Source organism: Caulobacter sp. GW821-FHT05F04 (assembly GCF_059419665.1).
Genome location: NZ_JBWKSF010000003.1, coordinates 94,665 through 111,489, shown reverse-complemented (window position 1 = coordinate 111,489; position 16,825 = coordinate 94,665). Strand labels below are relative to the sequence as shown.

Annotated in this window: 16 protein-coding genes; 7 read left to right on the top strand and 9 right to left on the bottom strand. The window is 68.0% G+C overall.

Annotated elements, in window-relative coordinates:
• Nucleotides 1–123: 123 nt before the first annotated feature.
• From AC07R7_RS09170 to AC07R7_RS09160, 3 genes are all read right to left on the bottom strand, one after another.
• Entirely contained in the window at nucleotides 124–699 is a 576-nt protein-coding gene (locus AC07R7_RS09170) for a TMEM165/GDT1 family protein (RefSeq protein ID WP_492887726.1), read from the bottom strand.
• 241 nt (nucleotides 700–940) lie between these two features.
• A complete protein-coding gene (locus AC07R7_RS09165) occupies nucleotides 941–1,693 on the bottom strand; it encodes a DUF2793 domain-containing protein (protein WP_494634932.1) in 753 nt (250 codons plus the stop codon).
• Between the two features lie 94 nt (nucleotides 1,694–1,787).
• Nucleotides 1,788–2,795 carry an NAD(P)H-dependent flavin oxidoreductase gene (locus tag AC07R7_RS09160; RefSeq protein WP_492837931.1) on the bottom strand — a complete coding sequence of 336 codons (1,008 nt, stop codon included), beginning with the start codon at nucleotides 2,793–2,795 and terminating at the stop codon, nucleotides 1,788–1,790.
• 255 nt (nucleotides 2,796–3,050) lie between these two features.
• Between AC07R7_RS09160 and AC07R7_RS09155 the strand changes: the two genes are divergently transcribed.
• From AC07R7_RS09155 to AC07R7_RS09145, 3 genes are read left to right on the top strand one after another with little or no spacing between them, the layout of a single operon-like run.
• Complete coding sequence (locus tag AC07R7_RS09155) at nucleotides 3,051–4,442, top strand: methylmalonyl-CoA mutase family protein (protein ID WP_494635225.1); 1,392 nt, start codon at nucleotides 3,051–3,053, stop codon at nucleotides 4,440–4,442.
• 3 nt (nucleotides 4,443–4,445) lie between these two features.
• Nucleotides 4,446–6,596: a methylmalonyl-CoA mutase gene (gene scpA / locus AC07R7_RS09150; RefSeq protein WP_494634931.1), complete on the top strand. Its 2,151-nt coding sequence runs from the start codon at nucleotides 4,446–4,448 to the stop codon at nucleotides 6,594–6,596.
• 44 nt (nucleotides 6,597–6,640) lie between these two features.
• A complete protein-coding gene (locus AC07R7_RS09145) occupies nucleotides 6,641–7,216 on the top strand; it encodes a Uma2 family endonuclease (RefSeq protein ID WP_494634930.1) in 576 nt (191 codons plus the stop codon).
• Here the strand turns inward: AC07R7_RS09145 and AC07R7_RS09140 are convergent.
• The gene (locus tag AC07R7_RS09140; protein ID WP_494634929.1) at nucleotides 7,213–7,674 is read right to left on the bottom strand and encodes a DUF4112 domain-containing protein; all 462 of its coding nucleotides are present in this window, start codon (nucleotides 7,672–7,674) and stop codon (nucleotides 7,213–7,215) included. The genes AC07R7_RS09145 and AC07R7_RS09140 overlap by 4 nt on opposite strands.
• A gap of 43 nt (nucleotides 7,675–7,717) precedes the next feature.
• Nucleotides 7,718–8,182: a DUF4112 domain-containing protein gene (locus AC07R7_RS09135; protein WP_492838075.1), complete on the bottom strand. Its 465-nt coding sequence runs from the start codon at nucleotides 8,180–8,182 to the stop codon at nucleotides 7,718–7,720.
• A gap of 182 nt (nucleotides 8,183–8,364) precedes the next feature.
• On the opposite strand from AC07R7_RS09135, the gene AC07R7_RS09130 reads away from it, so the two are divergent.
• Entirely contained in the window at nucleotides 8,365–8,682 is a 318-nt protein-coding gene (locus AC07R7_RS09130) for a heavy metal-binding domain-containing protein (protein WP_492103672.1), read from the top strand.
• 9 nt (nucleotides 8,683–8,691) lie between these two features.
• The gene (meaB, locus tag AC07R7_RS09125; RefSeq protein WP_494634928.1) at nucleotides 8,692–9,672 is read left to right on the top strand and encodes a methylmalonyl Co-A mutase-associated GTPase MeaB; all 981 of its coding nucleotides are present in this window, start codon (nucleotides 8,692–8,694) and stop codon (nucleotides 9,670–9,672) included.
• On the opposite strand, the gene phaH is transcribed toward meaB, so the two are convergent.
• The 4 genes from phaH to AC07R7_RS09105 form a co-directional block, all read right to left on the bottom strand.
• The gene (gene phaH, locus AC07R7_RS09120; RefSeq protein WP_494634927.1) at nucleotides 9,669–10,376 is read right to left on the bottom strand and encodes a phasin PhaH; all 708 of its coding nucleotides are present in this window, start codon (nucleotides 10,374–10,376) and stop codon (nucleotides 9,669–9,671) included. The two genes, meaB and phaH, sit on opposite strands and share 4 nt — an antisense overlap.
• 91 nt (nucleotides 10,377–10,467) lie before the next feature.
• A complete protein-coding gene (gene chrA, locus AC07R7_RS09115; RefSeq protein ID WP_494634926.1) occupies nucleotides 10,468–11,751 on the bottom strand; it encodes a chromate efflux transporter in 1,284 nt (427 codons plus the stop codon).
• Nucleotides 11,748–12,569, bottom strand: coding sequence for a 23S rRNA (adenine(2030)-N(6))-methyltransferase RlmJ (gene rlmJ, locus AC07R7_RS09110; protein WP_494634925.1), 822 nt, complete (start codon nucleotides 12,567–12,569; stop codon nucleotides 11,748–11,750). The genes chrA and rlmJ overlap by 4 nt, the downstream gene beginning before the upstream one ends.
• A 10-nt stretch (nucleotides 12,570–12,579) precedes the next feature.
• On the bottom strand, nucleotides 12,580–13,563 hold the full coding sequence (locus AC07R7_RS09105; protein ID WP_492837923.1) for a helix-turn-helix transcriptional regulator: 984 nt from the start codon (nucleotides 13,561–13,563) through the stop codon (nucleotides 12,580–12,582).
• 84 nt (nucleotides 13,564–13,647) lie between these two features.
• Between AC07R7_RS09105 and AC07R7_RS09100 the strand changes: the two genes are divergently transcribed.
• Both AC07R7_RS09100 and AC07R7_RS09095 read left to right on the top strand, forming a co-directional pair.
• A complete protein-coding gene (locus AC07R7_RS09100) occupies nucleotides 13,648–13,998 on the top strand; it encodes a hypothetical protein (RefSeq protein ID WP_494634924.1) in 351 nt (116 codons plus the stop codon).
• 353 nt (nucleotides 13,999–14,351) lie between these two features.
• The gene (locus tag AC07R7_RS09095; RefSeq protein ID WP_494634923.1) at nucleotides 14,352–16,820 is read left to right on the top strand and encodes a TonB-dependent receptor plug domain-containing protein; all 2,469 of its coding nucleotides are present in this window, start codon (nucleotides 14,352–14,354) and stop codon (nucleotides 16,818–16,820) included.
• Nucleotides 16,821–16,825 lie beyond the last annotated feature (5 nt).

Here is a 16,825-nt window from a genome sequence, read left to right as displayed (position 1 = left end):
CCCCAAAATCCGATCTTTCCGGCGAAGGCCGGGACCCAGGTTCAGCCTGAGCATCCGCCAATCCTGGCGACGCGGAGCCTTACGATCTGGGCCCCGGCCTTCGCCGGGAAGTCGGTTTAGGGGTTATTTGAGCACGCCCGTCAACTCCGCCACCTGCCAGAGACCCAGCAGCAGGAAGATCAGCGCCGCGCCCATCCGCACGTACTTCAGCGGCACGATCTTGGTCGCCGCCTCGCCCAGATAGACGGCAGGGACGTTGGCCAGCATCATGCCCAGGGTGGTGCCGGCGGCGACCCAGAAGATCGAGTGGAACTTGGCGCCCAGGGCGACGGTGGCGATCTGTGTCTTGTCGCCCATCTCGACCAGGAAGAAGGCGATGGCCGTGGTCACGAACACGCCGTAGCGGCCAGCGCTCGCCCCCTCCTCGTCATCGGCCTTGTCGGGGATCAGGGCCCACGCGGCCATGGCGATGAACGAGATGGCGATGGCCCACTTGAACCAGGCGCCGCTCAGGAAGTCCGACACCCAGTAGCCGGCGGTAGCGGCCAGGGCGTGGTTGGCCAGGGTGGCGACCAGGATGCCAAGAATGATCGGGACAGGCTTCTTGAACCGCGTGGCCAGGATGATGGCCAGCAATTGAGTCTTGTCGCCGATCTCGGCGATGGCCACGACCAGGGTCGAGACGAGCAGGGCTTCCACTGAAATAGTCCTCCGGGCCGGGCGCATGCCAATAGCGTCGACGTCCACCCGGCCCGGATGAAAATCGGCGCCATTGGTCTCGCCAAGGAAGCTCGAAATCGCTTCCCTTCCCCGCGCCATGCTCCCGAAGCAGCAAGTGTGTTGACGGCGGGGCCCGCTGATAGATGCGGGCGGCTACTCCCCAAAGGTGAGGCGCGTTTAGCCGCTCCGCCCCCCGCCGTCAACGCGTCAGGTCAACGTATCAGGCGACCGCGGCGGGCGCGTCGAACCTCAGAACATGGATCGCGACCCGCACCTTGCCCGTGATGAAGCTGCCGCCGACCGCGCTGATCAGCACCGGCGTGTCGGCGTAGTAGGCGGTCGGCCCGACCACGCCGATGTTGCTGGAATTCTTGGCCACGCCCAGCGAGCCGCCGAACTTGCTCGCATCGCCCGAGACGCCGCAGTTGTACGAGGCCGCCCCAGTCACCGCGACCGTGGTGCGGGTCGATACAGCCAGCACGATGGCGCGGTTGGGGATGGCGATGCCCGTCGCGGTCGAAGCGCCCGACAAGGTCACTTCCTGCTCCAGGATCTCCAGGCGGGTGTTGGCGAGGTTAGGCGTCTGGGCGGCGGTCGTGCCGCGGAACGTCGCCGACAGCGGCGTCCAGGCCGCGCCGTCGAAGGCGACCATCTGGTTCTCGTCCTTGACCCAGGCCAGTACGCCCTCGGCGGGCGCGAGGGGTTCCCAGGCACCGGCCTCGAAGCGCATCAGAACGCCGGAGGGCTGGCTCGCCCAGGCCGCGCCCGTGGCGCTGGCCGGCAGGATCCAGACGCCGCCAGCGACCGGACTGGCTGGCTCGGCCGAAACCGATCGGCTCTCGACGGCCAACTGCACAAGGCCATCCAGCCGGGCCAGGCTCTCATTGATCGGGATGTGTTTCTGAGCCTGGGCGGCCACCACATAGGGCAGGCCCAGGCGAGGCGTGACGTCGCTGAAAACAGGATCGGGCATGAGGCGGCTCCGAGAGCGAGTTGAAGTCGCTCCCAGCATCACCTCGCCGCGAAGGCCGGGGACAGAAGCGGCTCCGTCCCCGTGCCTCGCCCGCCTATTCGGCGGCGAAAGCCAAGTGAATTCCGGACGTCAGCGCCGTCTTGGCCGCCAGTTCGGCCTTGGCCTGCTCGTACTCTTCGGCGAAGCGCGCGATGAGTTCGGCGGCCGGCAGCACCTTGTCGATCGCGCCGATGCCCTGGCCCGAGCCCCAGATGTCGCGCCAGGCCTTGGCTTCCTGGTTGCCGCCCGAGCCGAAGCTCATCTTGGACGGATCGCTGACCGGCAGGTTGTCGGGATCCAGGCCCGCGGCGACGATCGACGCCCGCAGGTAGTTGCCATGCACGCCGGTGAACAGGTTCGAATAGACGATGCCGTCGGCGCGGCCCTCGACGATGCCCTGCTTGTAGCCTTCGATGGCGTTGGCCTCTTCGGTCGCGATGAAGGCCGAGCCGATATAGGCCAGGTCCGCGCCCATGGCCTGAGCAGCCAGGATCGAGCGACCGCAGGCGATGGAGCCCGACAGCGCCACCGGCCCGTCGAACCACTGGCGGATTTCTTGGATCAGGGCGAAGGGCGACAGCGTGCCGGCATGGCCGCCCGCGCCGGCCGCGACCGGGATCAGACCGTCGGCGCCCTTTTCGATGGCCTTGCGGGCGAAGCGATCGGTGATGACGTCGTGCAGAGTGATACCGCCGTACGAGTGGATCGCCGCGTTGAGATCCTCCCGCGCGCCCAGCGAGGTGATGACCACCGGGACCTTGTGCTTCACGCACAGCTCGATGTCCTCCTCGAGCCGGTTGTTGGTCTTGTGAACGATCTGGTTCACCGCGAACGGCGCGCTGGGCGCTTCAGGATGGGCCTTGTCGTGGGCGGCCAGCTCCTCGGTGATGCGGTGCAGCCACTCGTCCAGCTGCGAGATCGGACGGGCGTTCAGCGACGGAAACGAGCCCACGATGCCGGCCTTGCACTGGGCGATCACCAGGTCCGGATTGCTGATGATGAACAGCGGCGAGGCGATGACCGGCAGGCGCAGACGGTCACGCAGGATAGGCGGCAAGGCCATGAAAGGCTCCCCTTTGGAGTTCGGCTTGAGACGCCGAATATGTGATCACCGATCAGATTAAACGCGCGTTTGGCTCGGATGCAAGGCGAAGAGAAGACTTGGCGCATGGCTTGACGGCCCTAAGGGCAGGAGCGCATCACCGTTCAAAAGACAAGAAATGCTGCACCGCAGGAGACAGACGCTTTGACCGTCGCGACGACGCCCCTGGCCGAGGAATTTGGCGCCCAAGGCGACGCGGCGACCCGCGCTCGCTGGATGGCCCTGGTCGAAAAGACCTTGAAAGGTCAGAGTTTCGACGACGCCCTGACCGTCAAGACGCCCGACGGCCTGACGATCCAGCCGCTGTACACCGCCGAGGACGGCGTCGCCGTGGCCCGCGACCTGCGCGCGCGTGATCCCGAGCGCCCCTGGGACCTGCGCACCCGCGCCGCTCACCCCGACCCGGCCCGCGCGGCCAAGGACATCATGGTCGACCTCGAGGGCGGCGCGGCCTCGGTGCTGCTGCGGCTCGATCCCGCGGGCGTGGACGGCGTCGCCGTCGGCTCGGCGGACGACCTGGCCAGGGCGCTGTCGGGCGTGCTGCTGGACCTGGCCCCCGTCGCCCTGGACGCCGGCTTCCTGGGCCCGAAAGCGGCCGACTGGCTGGGCGCTCTGGCCAAGGCGGCGCCCAACGCGCCGCTGGCCTTTCACCTGGATCCCCTGACCGCCTTCGCGGTCGCCGGCGTCAGCCCCGGCCCGATCGAGAGCCACGTCTTCAACGCCGCCACGGTCGCCTCGCGCCTGGCCGGGACCTACGCCAAGGCCAGCCTGTTCCTGGCCACCGGCCGCGCCGCGCATGAGGCTGGCGGCTCGAACACCGAGGAACTGGCCGTGATGATCGCCGCGGCCCTGGCCTACGCCAAGGCCCTGGTGCGCTCGGGTCTGACCCTGGAGGACGCCTTCGGTCGCATCGTGCTGGGCGTCAGCCTCGACGGGGAATATTTCACCGGCGTCGCCAAGGTCCGCGCCGCCAAGGCGATGTGGGCGCGCCTGACCCAGGCCTGCGGCGTCAGCGTCGCGCCAAGGATCGAGGCCCGCTCCTCGCGCCGGATGCTGGCCAAGGCCGACGCCTGGACCAACCTGCTGCGCCTGACCTCGGCCGGTTTCGCGGGAGCCGTCGGCGGGGCCGACGCGATCCTGCTGGACGCCTTCACCGACGCCATTGGCCTGCCGACCGCCTTCGCCCGCCGCCAGGCCCGCAACACCCAGCTGGTGCTGATGGAAGAGAGCAATCTGGGCCGCGTCGCCGATCCGGCCGGCGGAGCGTGGTACCTGGACAGCCTGACCGACCAGTTGGCCCGCGCCGCCTGGGATTATTTCCAGGCCATCGAAGGCGCTGGCGGAGTCATCAAGGCGCTGGAAAACGGCCTCGTCGCCGACGCGGTGGCCAAGACCCGCGCGGCGCAGCAAGCCGCCTTCGCCGACAAGTCCCGCAAGATCCTCGGCGTCACGGTCTTCCCCAACGCCGACGACAAGGTCCCGGAGGTCGAGACGCCCGATCCGGCCGCCTTCGCCGTCGCCGGCCCCGACGTCCGCCTGCCCGGCCCTGACAGCCACTGCCCGGCCCTGACGCCGGTGCGCTTCGCCGCCGCGTTCGAGGGAGCGTAAGTCATGAGCAAGTTCCCGGACTTCACCACGATCGACTTCACCGAGGTCGCTTCGGCGCCCGCACCGGAAGGCGCGGCCTGGAACACGCCCGAGGGCGTCGCGGTCGCCCCGGCGTTCGACGCCGACGACGTGGCGGGCCTCGACTTCCTGGGCGGCTATCCGGGCGTCGCGCCCTATGTGCGCGGCCCCTACCCGACCATGTACGTGACCAACCCCTGGACGGTGCGACAGTACGCGGGCTTCTCGACCGCCGAGGACAGCAACGCCTTCTACCGCCGCAATCTGGCGGCCGGTCAGATGGGCCTGTCGGTGGCTTTCGACCTGGCCACCCACCGCGGCTATGACAGCGACCACGAGCGGGTGAAGGGCGATGTCGGCATGGCCGGGGTGGCCATCGACTCGATCCTGGACATGCGCACGCTGTTTTCCGGCATCCCGCTCGACAAGATGAGCGTGTCGATGACCATGAACGGCGCGGTGCTGCCGATCCTGGCGCTCTACATCGTCGCGGCCGAGGAGCAGGGCGTCACGCCCGACAAGCTGTCGGGGACGATCCAGAACGACATCCTCAAAGAGTTCATGGTGCGGAACACCTACATCTATCCGCCCGCGCCCTCGATGCGGATCATCTCGGACATCTTCGCCTACACCTCGGCGAACATGCCCAAGTTCAACTCGATCTCGATCAGCGGCTATCACATGCAGGAGGCCGGCGCGACGGCCGACCTGGAGTTGGCCTACACCCTGGCCGACGGCGTCGAATACGCCCGGGCCGGCGTCGCCGCGGGCATGAGCATCGACACCTTCGCGCCGCGCCTGTCGTTCTTCTGGGCCATCGGCATGAACTACTTCATGGAGGTCGCCAAGATGCGGGCCGCGCGCCTGCTCTGGGCCCGCCTGATGAAGCGCGAGTTCGAGCCGAAGGACGACCGCTCGCTCAGCTTGCGCACCCACAGCCAGACCTCCGGCTGGTCGCTGGCGGCGCAGGACGTGTTCAACAACGTCTCGCGCACCTGCGTCGAGGCCATGGCCGCCGTGAACGGCCAGACCCAGAGCCTGCACACCAACGCCCTGGACGAGGCCCTGGCCCTGCCGACCGACTTCTCGGCCCGCATCGCCCGCAACACCCAGCTCTTTTTGCAGATGGAAAGCGGCACGACCCGCGTCGCCGACCCGTGGGGCGGCAGCTATTACGTCGAACGCCTGACCTACGAACTGGCCCAGAAGGCCCTGGCCCATATCGAGGAGGTCGAGGCGGCCGGCGGCATGGCCAAGGCCATCGAGCAAGGCATTCCCAAGCTGCGCATCGAGGAAGCCGCCGCCAAGACTCAGGCCCGCATCGACGCCAATCGCCAGAGCGTGGTCGGCGTCAACCGCTACAAGCCCGAGGTCGCCGACGACATCCCGATGCTGAAGGTCGACAACGGCTCGGTTCGCGCCCAGCAGCTGGAGAAGCTGGCCCGCCTGAAGGCCGAGCGCGATCCGGCCGAGACCGAACGGGCCCTGAAGGCGCTGGAGGACGGCGCGCGCGGGACCGGCAACCTGCTGGCGCTGGCCGTCGACGCCGCGCGCGCCAAGGCCACGGTCGGCGAGATCAGCCTGGCGATGGAGAAGGTGTTCGGCCGCCATCGCGCCGAGATCAAGTCGATCCAGGGAGTCTATATGAAGGAGGCCGGAAACGATCCGACGACGGCCCGCGCCAAGGCCATGGTCGAGGCGTTCGAGCAGGCCGATGGCCGCCGCCCGCGCATCCTGATCGCCAAGATGGGCCAGGATGGCCACGACCGCGGCCAGAAGGTCATCGCCACCGCCTTCGCCGATCTCGGCTTCGACGTCGACATCGGCCCGCTGTTCCAGACCCCCGCCGAGGCCGCCCGCCAAGCGGTGGAGAACGACGTCCACGTCGTGGGCGCCAGCTCCCTCGCCGCAGGTCACCTGACCCTCGCGCCAGAGCTGAAGGCGGAGCTGGCCAAGCAGGGCCGCGACGACATCCTGATGGTCGTGGGCGGCGTCATCCCGCCCCAGGACTTCCAGGCCCTCCGCGACGCGGGGGCGGCGGCGATCTTCCCGCCCGGCACCGTCATCGCCGAGGCGGCGATCGAGCTGCTGGACAAGTTGAACCGGCAGCTGGGGTACACGCAGGAAGCGGCTTAGCGAAGTGCTGTGCGGGTAGTCGCCCGCATGGTACGCTAACTCTCATGAACGCCCTCGTCCGAGCGTTGGAGACCTCGCAACAGCACCGCTTCACGCTGGACGATGTGCTGCGCATGCAGGAGGCCGGCATCCTCGATGAGAGCGCTCGCGTCGAGTTGATCGATGGAGCTCTGGTCGAGATGGCTTCTGAAGGTGACCTGCATTCACGCGTAAAAATGCAGATCGCCAGGCGCTTCATTCTGTCGGCCGGAGAGGCCGTGCAGGTGATGGTGGAATCAACGCTGCGGCTTTCGCCAACCAATGCACCGGATCCCGACCTTTATCTCTACGACGCTGATCTTCCGCTACGGGCCGTGGATGGAACGAATGTCGGCCTCGTCATCGAGGTTGCTCAGTCGTCGATCCGAAGCGATCTCGCGTTCAAGGCCGAACTCTATGCTGAACACGGTGTGCGGGACTATTGGGTCGTGGACGTGAACACCGACACGATCACCATCCATCGCGATCCGATCGACGGCGCCTATCGTGACGTCGCGCGTCATGTCGCCGAGGATACGGTGACCTCCCTGGTCCTGCCCAGCGTCTCTCTGCGCCTGGCCGACCTGCCGCCTATCCGCTAGCCCTTCTTGCGGCCGAACAATCCGCGCCGCTTCTGCGAGCGCTCGAAGGCGATCTCCTCGGGCAGGCCGTGGCGGCCCTCGATGTCTTTCTGGAGCGCCTTGGCGGCCATCAGGTGGCCGGGAAACAGGGTGTCGATCGCCCAGCCCAGACCCGGCACGGTGTCCGAGACGTTGTCGATCGCCAGATAGGCGCCCATGCGTAGCAAGGTCCCCGCCGACGCGCCGCCCTGGACGGCGTGGAACATCAACAGGCCGCCCGCCCCCAGGCCGTAGACCAGGCCCGCGCCCGGCACCCAGGCCAACACGCCGTCCAGGCCCAGGCCGATGGGGCCGATGCCGATCAGCCGGTCGGAGATGCGCTTGATGCTCTCCGCCGATCGCCAGGCGCGATGGGCCTTGGCGCGGCGGCCCGCGTGGCTGTCCGCATAGGCGGACGAGACGGAGATGTCGTCGGTCATGCTTCCCTGAACGCTCCGTCCCGCCAATGGTTGTGTTGAGTTTCTAACCCAGGAAAACGACCCGGCGCTTTTCCTTGCCCGCCTGGATGCGGGCCAGCAGGTCCCGGTACTCCTGAGTGCCCTGCACGTCCTTGCGCGAGCCCTCGAAATAGATCGTGTCGTCCATATGTTTGGTCAGCATGTCGGCCGACCACTTGTGGCCGGTGAACAGCACGTCGATCGCCTTGCCCGCCACCGGGATCGAGCCGGCGACCGTGTCGATCAGGATGATGGCGCAGATCTGGATGACGATCATCGGCGCGGCGCGAGCCCGCACGGCGTCGAAGACGATCAGGCCGCCGGCGCCCAGGCTGTACAGCTCGCCCGCCCCCGGGATCCAGGTCAGCAGGCCGTCCAGGCCGATCCCCAGGGGTCCGACGCCCACGACGTTGTCGGACAGCTTCCTCACCCGCTCCACGTTGTTGCGGATGTTGTGCAGTTCGACATGCGATTTCGCGAAGATCACCAGGCGGCTCCGGACGCGGTAAACGCGGGCAATCTGCCCGAAGCCCGGCCGCACAGGAAGGGCTGACCCGCCAGATTCCCCCACCGGGCGAACAGCGTGATGGAAAGCACCGCTTTTCGGGGGAGCCCCTCGCGAACGGCGGCGTTTGCGCCTAAGTTAACCCTACGATGCGCCAGGATTCCCGGATGCTGATCACGACCACGCCGTTCATCGAGGGCCACCCTGTCCAGGAGTACAAGGGCGCGATCTACGCCCAGTCGATCCTGGGCGCGAACGTCGTGCTCGACCTGATGGCGGCCATCCGCGACTTCATCGGCGGCCACTCCAAGTCGTACGAACGCGTGCTCGCCCGCGCCCGCGAGGACGCCATGAAGGCCCTCGTCAAGGAAGCCGAAAAGGTGGGCGCCAACGCCATCCTGGCGGTGGACCTCGACTACAATACCGTCGGCCCCAACGCCCAGATGATGATGGTTTCGGTTTCCGGGACGGCCGTCGTCCTCTAATTCGGGGACGTGACCTCCAAGCTCGACATCGACACGCTGGAACAGCGCCTGGTCGCCGGTGACCGCGCCGCCCTGGCGCGCGCCATCACACTGATGGAGAGCCGCCGGACCGACCACCAGACCGCCGCGCGCGCCCTGCTCTCGCGCCTGATGCCCCTGACCGGCCGCGCCCAGCGGATCGGCGTCACGGGCGTGCCGGGCGCGGGCAAGTCGACGACCATCGAGCGCTTCGGCTGCGACCTCGTCGAGGCCGGACATAAGGTGGCGGTGCTGGCGGTCGATCCGTCGTCCGGGCGCCATGGCGGCTCGATCCTCGGCGACAAGACCCGGATGGAACGGCTCAGCGTCCAGCCCAACGCCTATATCCGCCCCTCACCGTCCGGCGGCGCCCTGGGCGGCGTGGCGCGCAAGACCCGCGAGGCGATGCTGCTGTGCGAGGCGGCCGGCTTCGATATCGTCATTGTCGAGACCGTCGGCGTCGGACAATCCGAGACGGTGGTGGCCGACATGGTCGACATCTTCCTGGCCGTGCTGATCCCCGGCGGCGGCGACGAACTGCAGGGCATCAAGAAGGGCCTGATCGAGTTGGCCGACCTGCTGCTGATCAACAAGGCCGACACCGATCCGGAACGGGCCGAGCGCTCGGCGCGCGACTATCGCAACGCCCTGCACATTCTTACGCCCGCCCACCAGGACTGGACGCCGCCCGTGCTGACGGCCTCCGGCCTGACGGGCCTGGGGCTCGACGTGCTCTGGCGGCAGATCCAGCGTCATCGCGACATCATGACCGCGAACGGCGCGCGGGCCGCTCGCCGGGCCGACCAGGACGCCCGCTGGATGTGGGCCATGGTCCGCGACCGGCTGGAAGACGCCTTCAAGACCGACCCGGCCGTCGCGGCCCTGGCCCCCGAACTCGAGGCAGCCGTACGCGCCGGCGAGGTTCCGGCCTCGGCCGCGGCGGACCGGCTGCTGGCCGCGTTCGGGCTCTAGGCGTCCGTCGAGAAGCGCTTGGCCTGGGCGATCCAGGCCTCGCGCTCGGCGCGGCCCTTCAGGTTCAGCAGTTGGTCGTACGAGGCCAGTTCGTCCGGCGTCCAGGCCGCGATCTGGCTGAACTTGGTCACCCCCAGGTCGGCCAGGGAGGCCGCCAGCTTGGGCCCTACACCGACAAGCTTGGTCAGGTCGTCGAGAGGGGCCACGACGGCGTCGGGCGCCGCCTCCACGGCTTCGGCGACGGCGTCCGCGGCTTTGGCCACGAGCGGTTCGACCGCGGCGACCGGCTCAGATACCGCCTCGGCGGTGTCCTCGTTGGCGGCGACCGTGGCCTCGACGATCGGCTCGACGGCGGCCTCGACGATTTCCTGTGTGGCGTCGAGGGCGGTCTCGACGGTCTCGGCGACCAGGGCGACGGCCTCGATGACGGGTTCGGCGATAGCTTCCAGCACCGGTTCAGGCGGCGCGTCAGGCGCGGCCTCAAGCGGCAGGGCGACGGGCTCGGGCGCCAGGGCCATCAGCGACTCGAGATTGACCGCCTCGCGCCAGCGATTGGCCCACCACCAATAGGTGGCGCCGGCCGCGGCCGCGCCGCCGAACATCAGCCAGAGCGGCGAGGCCGCGCCGACCATCAGGCGAGGCGCTGTCTCGGGCGCGGCCTTGTCGGTCGTGTAGTCGGGAAGGAAATTGAAGATCGAAACCATGGCGCGCTCCGCTGGGCTGGCAATCACGATCTATTGCAATGCAGCATAACACGGAAAATTCGTTCGCAAGCGCAAAAATGCTAACCTTAGGTCAACTTGCTCCAACCATCTTCAAGAGCACGCCCGCCGCGATCATGACCGCGATCATGGCCAGCATCGGCAGGCGCGTGACGAAGGTCAGCGCCAGGGCCAGGACGGTCAGACCCACGGCCGCGACGTTCAAGCTCCCAAGATCAGGCAGCATCACGCTGAGCAGGCCCGCGACCTCCATGGTCTGGCCGCCGCGGAACAGCAGATGGATGGCGAACCACAGGGCCAGCTGGCCGATCACGCCGACGGCGGCGGCCGAGATCATGGCGAGCGCGCGGGCGGGCCTGGGCCGCCGGCCCCAGCGCTCGAACAGGGGCCCGCCGGCGAAGATCCAAAGGAACGACGGCGCGAAGGTGGTCCAGGCGGCCATCAGTCCGCCCAGCACGGCCAGGACCCAGGCCCACTCGACCGGCGCGGTCTGGAAGGCGCCGACGAAGCCGACGAATACGAAGACCAGGATCAGCGGTCCCGGCGTGGTCTCGGCCAGGCCCAGGCCGTCCAGCATCTGCGGCGCCGACAGCCAGCCCAGCGCCGAGGCCGTCTGACCAATATAGGCCAAGGCCGCATAGGCGCCGCCGAAGCTGATCGCCGCCAGGCCGCCAAAGGTCAGCCCCATCCAGGCCAGCACGGAGCCCGGCGCGATCAACCAAGCCAGGGCGATCGGGGCCAGCCATAGCGCCAGGCACGCCAGCGCCGTCCTCGCCGGGCCCTTCGGCGGCGCGGCGGGCGGCGGAACCGCCCCCTCCCCGTCCTTGGCCGTCAGCCAGCCCAGGGCGCCGGCGCAGATGATCACCAGCGGAAACGGCAGGGTCGTGAAGGCCATCATCGCGAAGGCCGCGACGGCGACGGCGGCGACGGCGCGGTCCTTGATCGTGCGCCGGCCGATCTTCAGCAGGGCCTGCAGAACGAGGGCGACCACCGCCGCCTTCAGGCCCAGCAGCACCGGCCCGGCCCAGTCCGAGCGGCCATGGACGACATAGAGCGCCGAAAGACCCAGCATGACCGCCAGGCCGGGCAGCACGAACAGCAGGCCCGCCGCCACGCCGCCGCGAACGCCGTGAATTCGCCAGCCCAGCCATGTGGCCAGTTGCTGGGCCTCGGGGCCGGGCAGCAGCATGCAGAAGCTCAAGGCGCGCGCGAACTCGTCATCGTCGATCCAGTCGCGGGTTTCGACGACTTCCCGATGCAGCAGAGCGATCTGGCCGGCGGGACCGCCGAAGCCCAGCAGCCCGACCTTCAGCCAGACACGGACGGCCTCGGCGAAGCTGGGTTGGCTACGCGTCACGTCCGCCAGACGCGCGAACGGCCGCCGGCCTCGCCCAGCCGCACGGCGATCCAGTCGCCGGCCTCGCCGGCCGCGCCCTCGACACTGACTGGCGCGCCGACCATCACCATCGCGCAGCCGTTCATCTTCATGGGATCCGTCAGCGGCCGTAGGCGGAGTTCCGCCACTAGCAGATCGTTGGTGACAGTTTCCATCCCGCGCAGGAAAGCGTCAAAAGTCTCCAAATCCTTGATCGGCAGCCAGATGGCCAGGGCCGCGTCGGGGGCGCGAGCCAGGACGTCGCGAGTCGTCGCCACGATCCGCTGGTAATCGTCCGGCCGCTCGAACGGCGGATCGATGACCACGAAGGCGCGCCCGCCCCTGCCGGTCTGGTTCACGGCGGCGGCGTAGCCATCGGCCTCCAGGGCCTGGGCGTTGGCATAGGGCGCCAAGCTCTCGCGCAGTAGCGCCACGTCGTCGGGCCGCAGCTCGCAGCCGACATAGCGGTCGGCCTTGCGCAGGGCGCGGGCCATCAGCAGCGGCGAGCCGGGATAGAGATCGCCATCGCCTCCGCCGTTCATGTGCGCGACCGCTTTCAGCAGGGAGCCGAACACCGCCGGGGCGTCGCTCGCCGCCTTCAGCCGGAAGATCCCCGCCTGGGCCTCGCCCGAGCGGCGCGCCATCTCGCCGCCGAGGTCGTAGCCCCCCGCCCCGGCGTGGGTGTCGATCACCGTCAGCGCCTCGCTCTGGTCCTGCAGGGCCGAGAGCATGGCCAGCAGGATCGCGTGCTTGTGCAGGTCGGCGAAGTTGCCGGCGTGGAAGGCGTGGCGGTAGTTCATGGCCCCGTCCCTACCACGCCCCGTGGGCGCGACCAGCCTCGCGAAGCTCTTCGAGCATCTTATCCTTCAGCACCTGCGGCGCGACGATCTCCACGGTGTCGCCCCAGGTAAAGAGGTGCCAGGCCAGCTCGCGCATGCCGCCGGCGCGGAAGGTGACCGTCACCGAGCCGTCCGCTTCCTGGCTCACCTTCTGCGTTGGGTGAAAGCGCCAGCGCAGGGCGTCCTCGGCGCCCTTTGGCGTGATGCGCAGGACCACGTCCTGGATCTCGTCGTGATAGATGCCGAAGCTCTCGTCGGCGAAGGCCTGCAGGGAGAAGCCCTCGGGCGGCGGGGCGGGCTTGTCCAGCGCCTTCAGGTCGCTCATCCGGTCCAGACGCCACGAGCGCGGCTTGCCGCCCTTGCCCTCAAGCGCCACCAAGTAGTTGCTGCGACCGAACAGGACGCCCAGCGGCGTCACCTCCCGGGTCCGCCCCGGCGTGCTGCCGCCCTCGTAGCGGAACGACAGGGCCGACAGACCCTTGATCGCCGTGCGGATGGTCGCCAGCACCGACCCTTCCTCGAAAGGACGCGGGCCGGCGTGGACCGCGATCATCTCGGCCTGGACCAGAGCCTCGACATCGGGGGCCACCCGCCGACGGGCCGAGCCGCGCAGGGCCGACAGCAGCTTGGCCTCCAAGGCGTAGAGCGAGGCCGCGCGGCTGTCGGCGCCCGAGGCGCGCAACGAGTCCGCCGCCGTGCGCAGAGCCGCCAACTCCTCGGCGGTCGGCGTCTGGAACAGACTGTCCAGGCCCGAGGGGATGCGAAAACGCTTGGTCGGCGGATCGTCGATCGCCTCCATCTGCGGGAAGGCGGCCCAGACGGCGTCGCGCATCCGCTCGGCGGTTCGGCGCCCGACATCCAGCGCCTGGGCCATCTCATCCAGGGTCAGGCCTTCGGCCGAGCCCGCCAACATGCGGGCCAAGTCCAGCAGGCGCGTCGCTTTTTCGTGTCTCATGCGTTCCTCGAACAGACGCACAGCTTACGACCGTTTCTGTCGCAACGCCCGCACATTCTGCGGATGTCGAGACTGGAGAAGCTAATGTCGCGCTTTACTTGCTCCCCTTGGACCGTCGCGCCCGTGAGCCAGGCCATGATCTCGGCCGTGCTCGACTTCGCCGACATCCATCGCGACCTGGGCGGCGGCCGCACCCTGCGCCGGATCAGCCATGAGCGCGCGGCGCGGGCCGACATCTTCCTGCTGCTGGGCCGCGACGCCGAGCGGGTCACTGACATCGCCCTGGTGTGGAACGATCGCGAGGATCAGATCGTCCGTATTACCGACGACGCGGAGCTGCGCGATTCTCGGATGTCCGCCTGGGAAGAGGCTTTCGACCTGTTCGAGACCGAAGAGACCGACGAAATGGCCGAGCCGATGCGCCTCGTCGCCTGAACCAGACCGCGCCGTCCGCCCCCTCCACCGCCTCCGCGTGCGGAAAAGCGGCGCCTATCTGCTCAAAATCCGTGATCCGCCGCCGCGCAAAACGGCGCCCACAGGGCGCCGGCCTTCGTGTTGCCGATTTATTTCGGCGCGCCATTGCCGAAATCGTCAACTTGGATCCCCATGAATAGATCGGATAGTACCCGATATATTTTTAGTACCCGCGTCAAAAATCATAAAAACGGGGAGAAAAACGTCGTGGAGAAGGGATTCATCACGCGTCCATAAAGACAAAGAGGGGGCTATTAATGACTCGGCGTTTCAAACCTGCCTTGTTGGCGGGTATTTCTGCGCTATCGGTTACTTTGGGATACTCTTTAACGGCATATGCCGCTGACGCCGCCGACAAGGCGCCGGACCAGACTGAAGTCGACACCATCATCGTCACCGGCACGCGCCAGACGGGCCTGCGCGTCATCGACAGTCCCGCCCCCGTCCAGGTGGTCGACACCAGCACGCTGGAGCGCACCGGCGCGGTCGACCTGCGCCTTGGCCTCGCCAATCTGGTTCCGTCGTTCAACGCCCAGGCGTTCGGCGGCGACACCGCCAACCTGACCCTCTCGGCCCGTCTGCGTGGCCTTTCGCCTAACCAGGCCCTGGTGCTGGTCAACGGCAAGCGCCGCCACACCACCGGCAACCTCGCCGTTCTGTCGGGCGTCTATCAAGGCGCCGCCGCGGCGGACCTGGGCTTCATCCCAATGGCCGGCATCGGCCGCATCGAGGTGCTGACGGACGGCGCCGCCGCCCAGTACGGCACCGACGCCATCGCCGGCGTCGTCAACATCATCCTGAAGAAGAACCCGTCGGGCGGCTCGATCTCGGCCACGGGCGGCGAATACTTCGACGGCGGCGGCAAGACTGCCGGCGGCTCGATCAATATCGGCATGGCGCCGACCGAAAACAGCTATCTGAACCTGACGGTCGAGAGCAAATACCACGGCTTCTCCAACCGCGGCCTGCCCGATCAGCGCGCCTTCAACCCGGCCAGCCCCAGCTATTCGGCCGCCAACAACGCCGTCGAAAGCAAGATCCCGGGCTATCCGAACCTGAACCTGATCTCGGGCGACGCCGAGTACCGCCTGAACAACCTGGTCTTCAACGCCGGCGTCGAACTGCCGGCCGACTTCGAGGTCTATTCGTTCGGCACCTTGGGCCACAAGGACGCCTCGGCCTACGAGAACTATCGCCGCTACAACCGCATCCAGGGCAAGATGGGCGCGGCCGACCGGCCCTTCCCGCTGGGCTTCAGCCCACGCGAGCGCATCATCGAAGACGACTACGCCATGACCCTGGGCGTCTCGGGCAAACTGGTGGGCTGGGATCTCGACATCTCGTCGACCTACGGCAAGGACGACATCGAGGTTCGCGTCGAGGACTCGGCCAACGCCAGCCTCTATGCCGACACCTCGACCCTGACGACCAAGGGTTTCACCCCGACCTCGTTCCACGCCGGCAGCTGGCGCACCACCCAGTGGACCAACAATATCGACCTGCGCCGCGGCTTCGATGTCGGCTTCTCGGCCCCACTGGACGTCGCCGTCGGCTACGAGCAGCGCCGCGACACCTACCGCATCGGCCAAGGCGACGCCGCCTCGACCTACAAGGAAGGCTCGCAGTCCTATCCGGGCTTCCAGAGCACCGACGCCGGCGGCCACGCCCGCACCAGTTGGGCGCTGTACGGCGACGTCGCCGCCACGCCGGTTCCGGAGTGGAAGATTGACGCGGCCGTCCGCTACGAGAAGTTCAGCGACTTCGGCGACACCACCGTCGTCAAGCTGACCAGCCGCTATGACTTCAACGAAATGTTCGCCCTGCGCGGCACGGCCTCGACCGGTTTCCGCGCCCCGACCCTGGCGGAATCCTACTACTCGGCCACCAACGTCTCGCCGACCAGCGCCTTCGTGCAACTGGCGCCGAACTCGGCGGCCGCGCGCCTGCTGGGTATCGACGCGCTGAAGCCCGAGAAGTCGAAGAACTACAGCCTCGGCATCGTGGCCCATCCGATCCCGAAGATGACGGCGACGATCGACGCCTACCAGATCAACCTGAAGAACCGCATCTTCGGTTCCAGCTCGGTCTACGGCCTGCGCAACGGCGTCGTGGTCAACGCCAACGTCAACGCCGCGATCGCCGCCAACGGCAACGTGCTGGACAGCACGGTGGCCAGCACCGGCATCAACATCTTCTCGAACGGTCTGGACACCCGCACCCGGGGCCTGGACTTCGTGGTCGCCTATCCGACCGACCTGGGCGGCATGGGCCGCATCGACTGGACGCTGTCGGGCAACTTCAACAAGACCAAGATCACCAAGGTCAAGGCCGCGCCGACCGCCCTGGCGACCCCCAGCACCGCCTTCCCGTCGGGTCAGGTCCTGTTCGCCGGCAACGCCGCCTCGCTGCTCGAAAAGGCCGCGCCGAAGTACAAGATCGGCCTCAACGGCCTCTACACCTTCGGCAAGCTGTCGCTGTCGCTGACCGAGACCTTCTATGGCAAGGCCTCGGCCCTGTCCGACCCGGGCACCGGTCCGCTGCTGAACACCGTGGCCAGCAGCGCGGCGATCACCGACGCCGAGCTCTCGTACAAGTTCCCGGTCGGCGTCACCGCCGCGATCGGGGCCAACAACCTGTTCAACAAGTATCCGGACAAGCTCACGGCCGCGTTCCAGACCGCCTGCGTCGCCTCGGGCGGCGGCTGCGTGACCCAGTACCCCGGCTTCTCGCCGTACGGCATCAACGGCGGCTACTACTACGGCCGACTGACCTACGCCTTCTAAGGCTG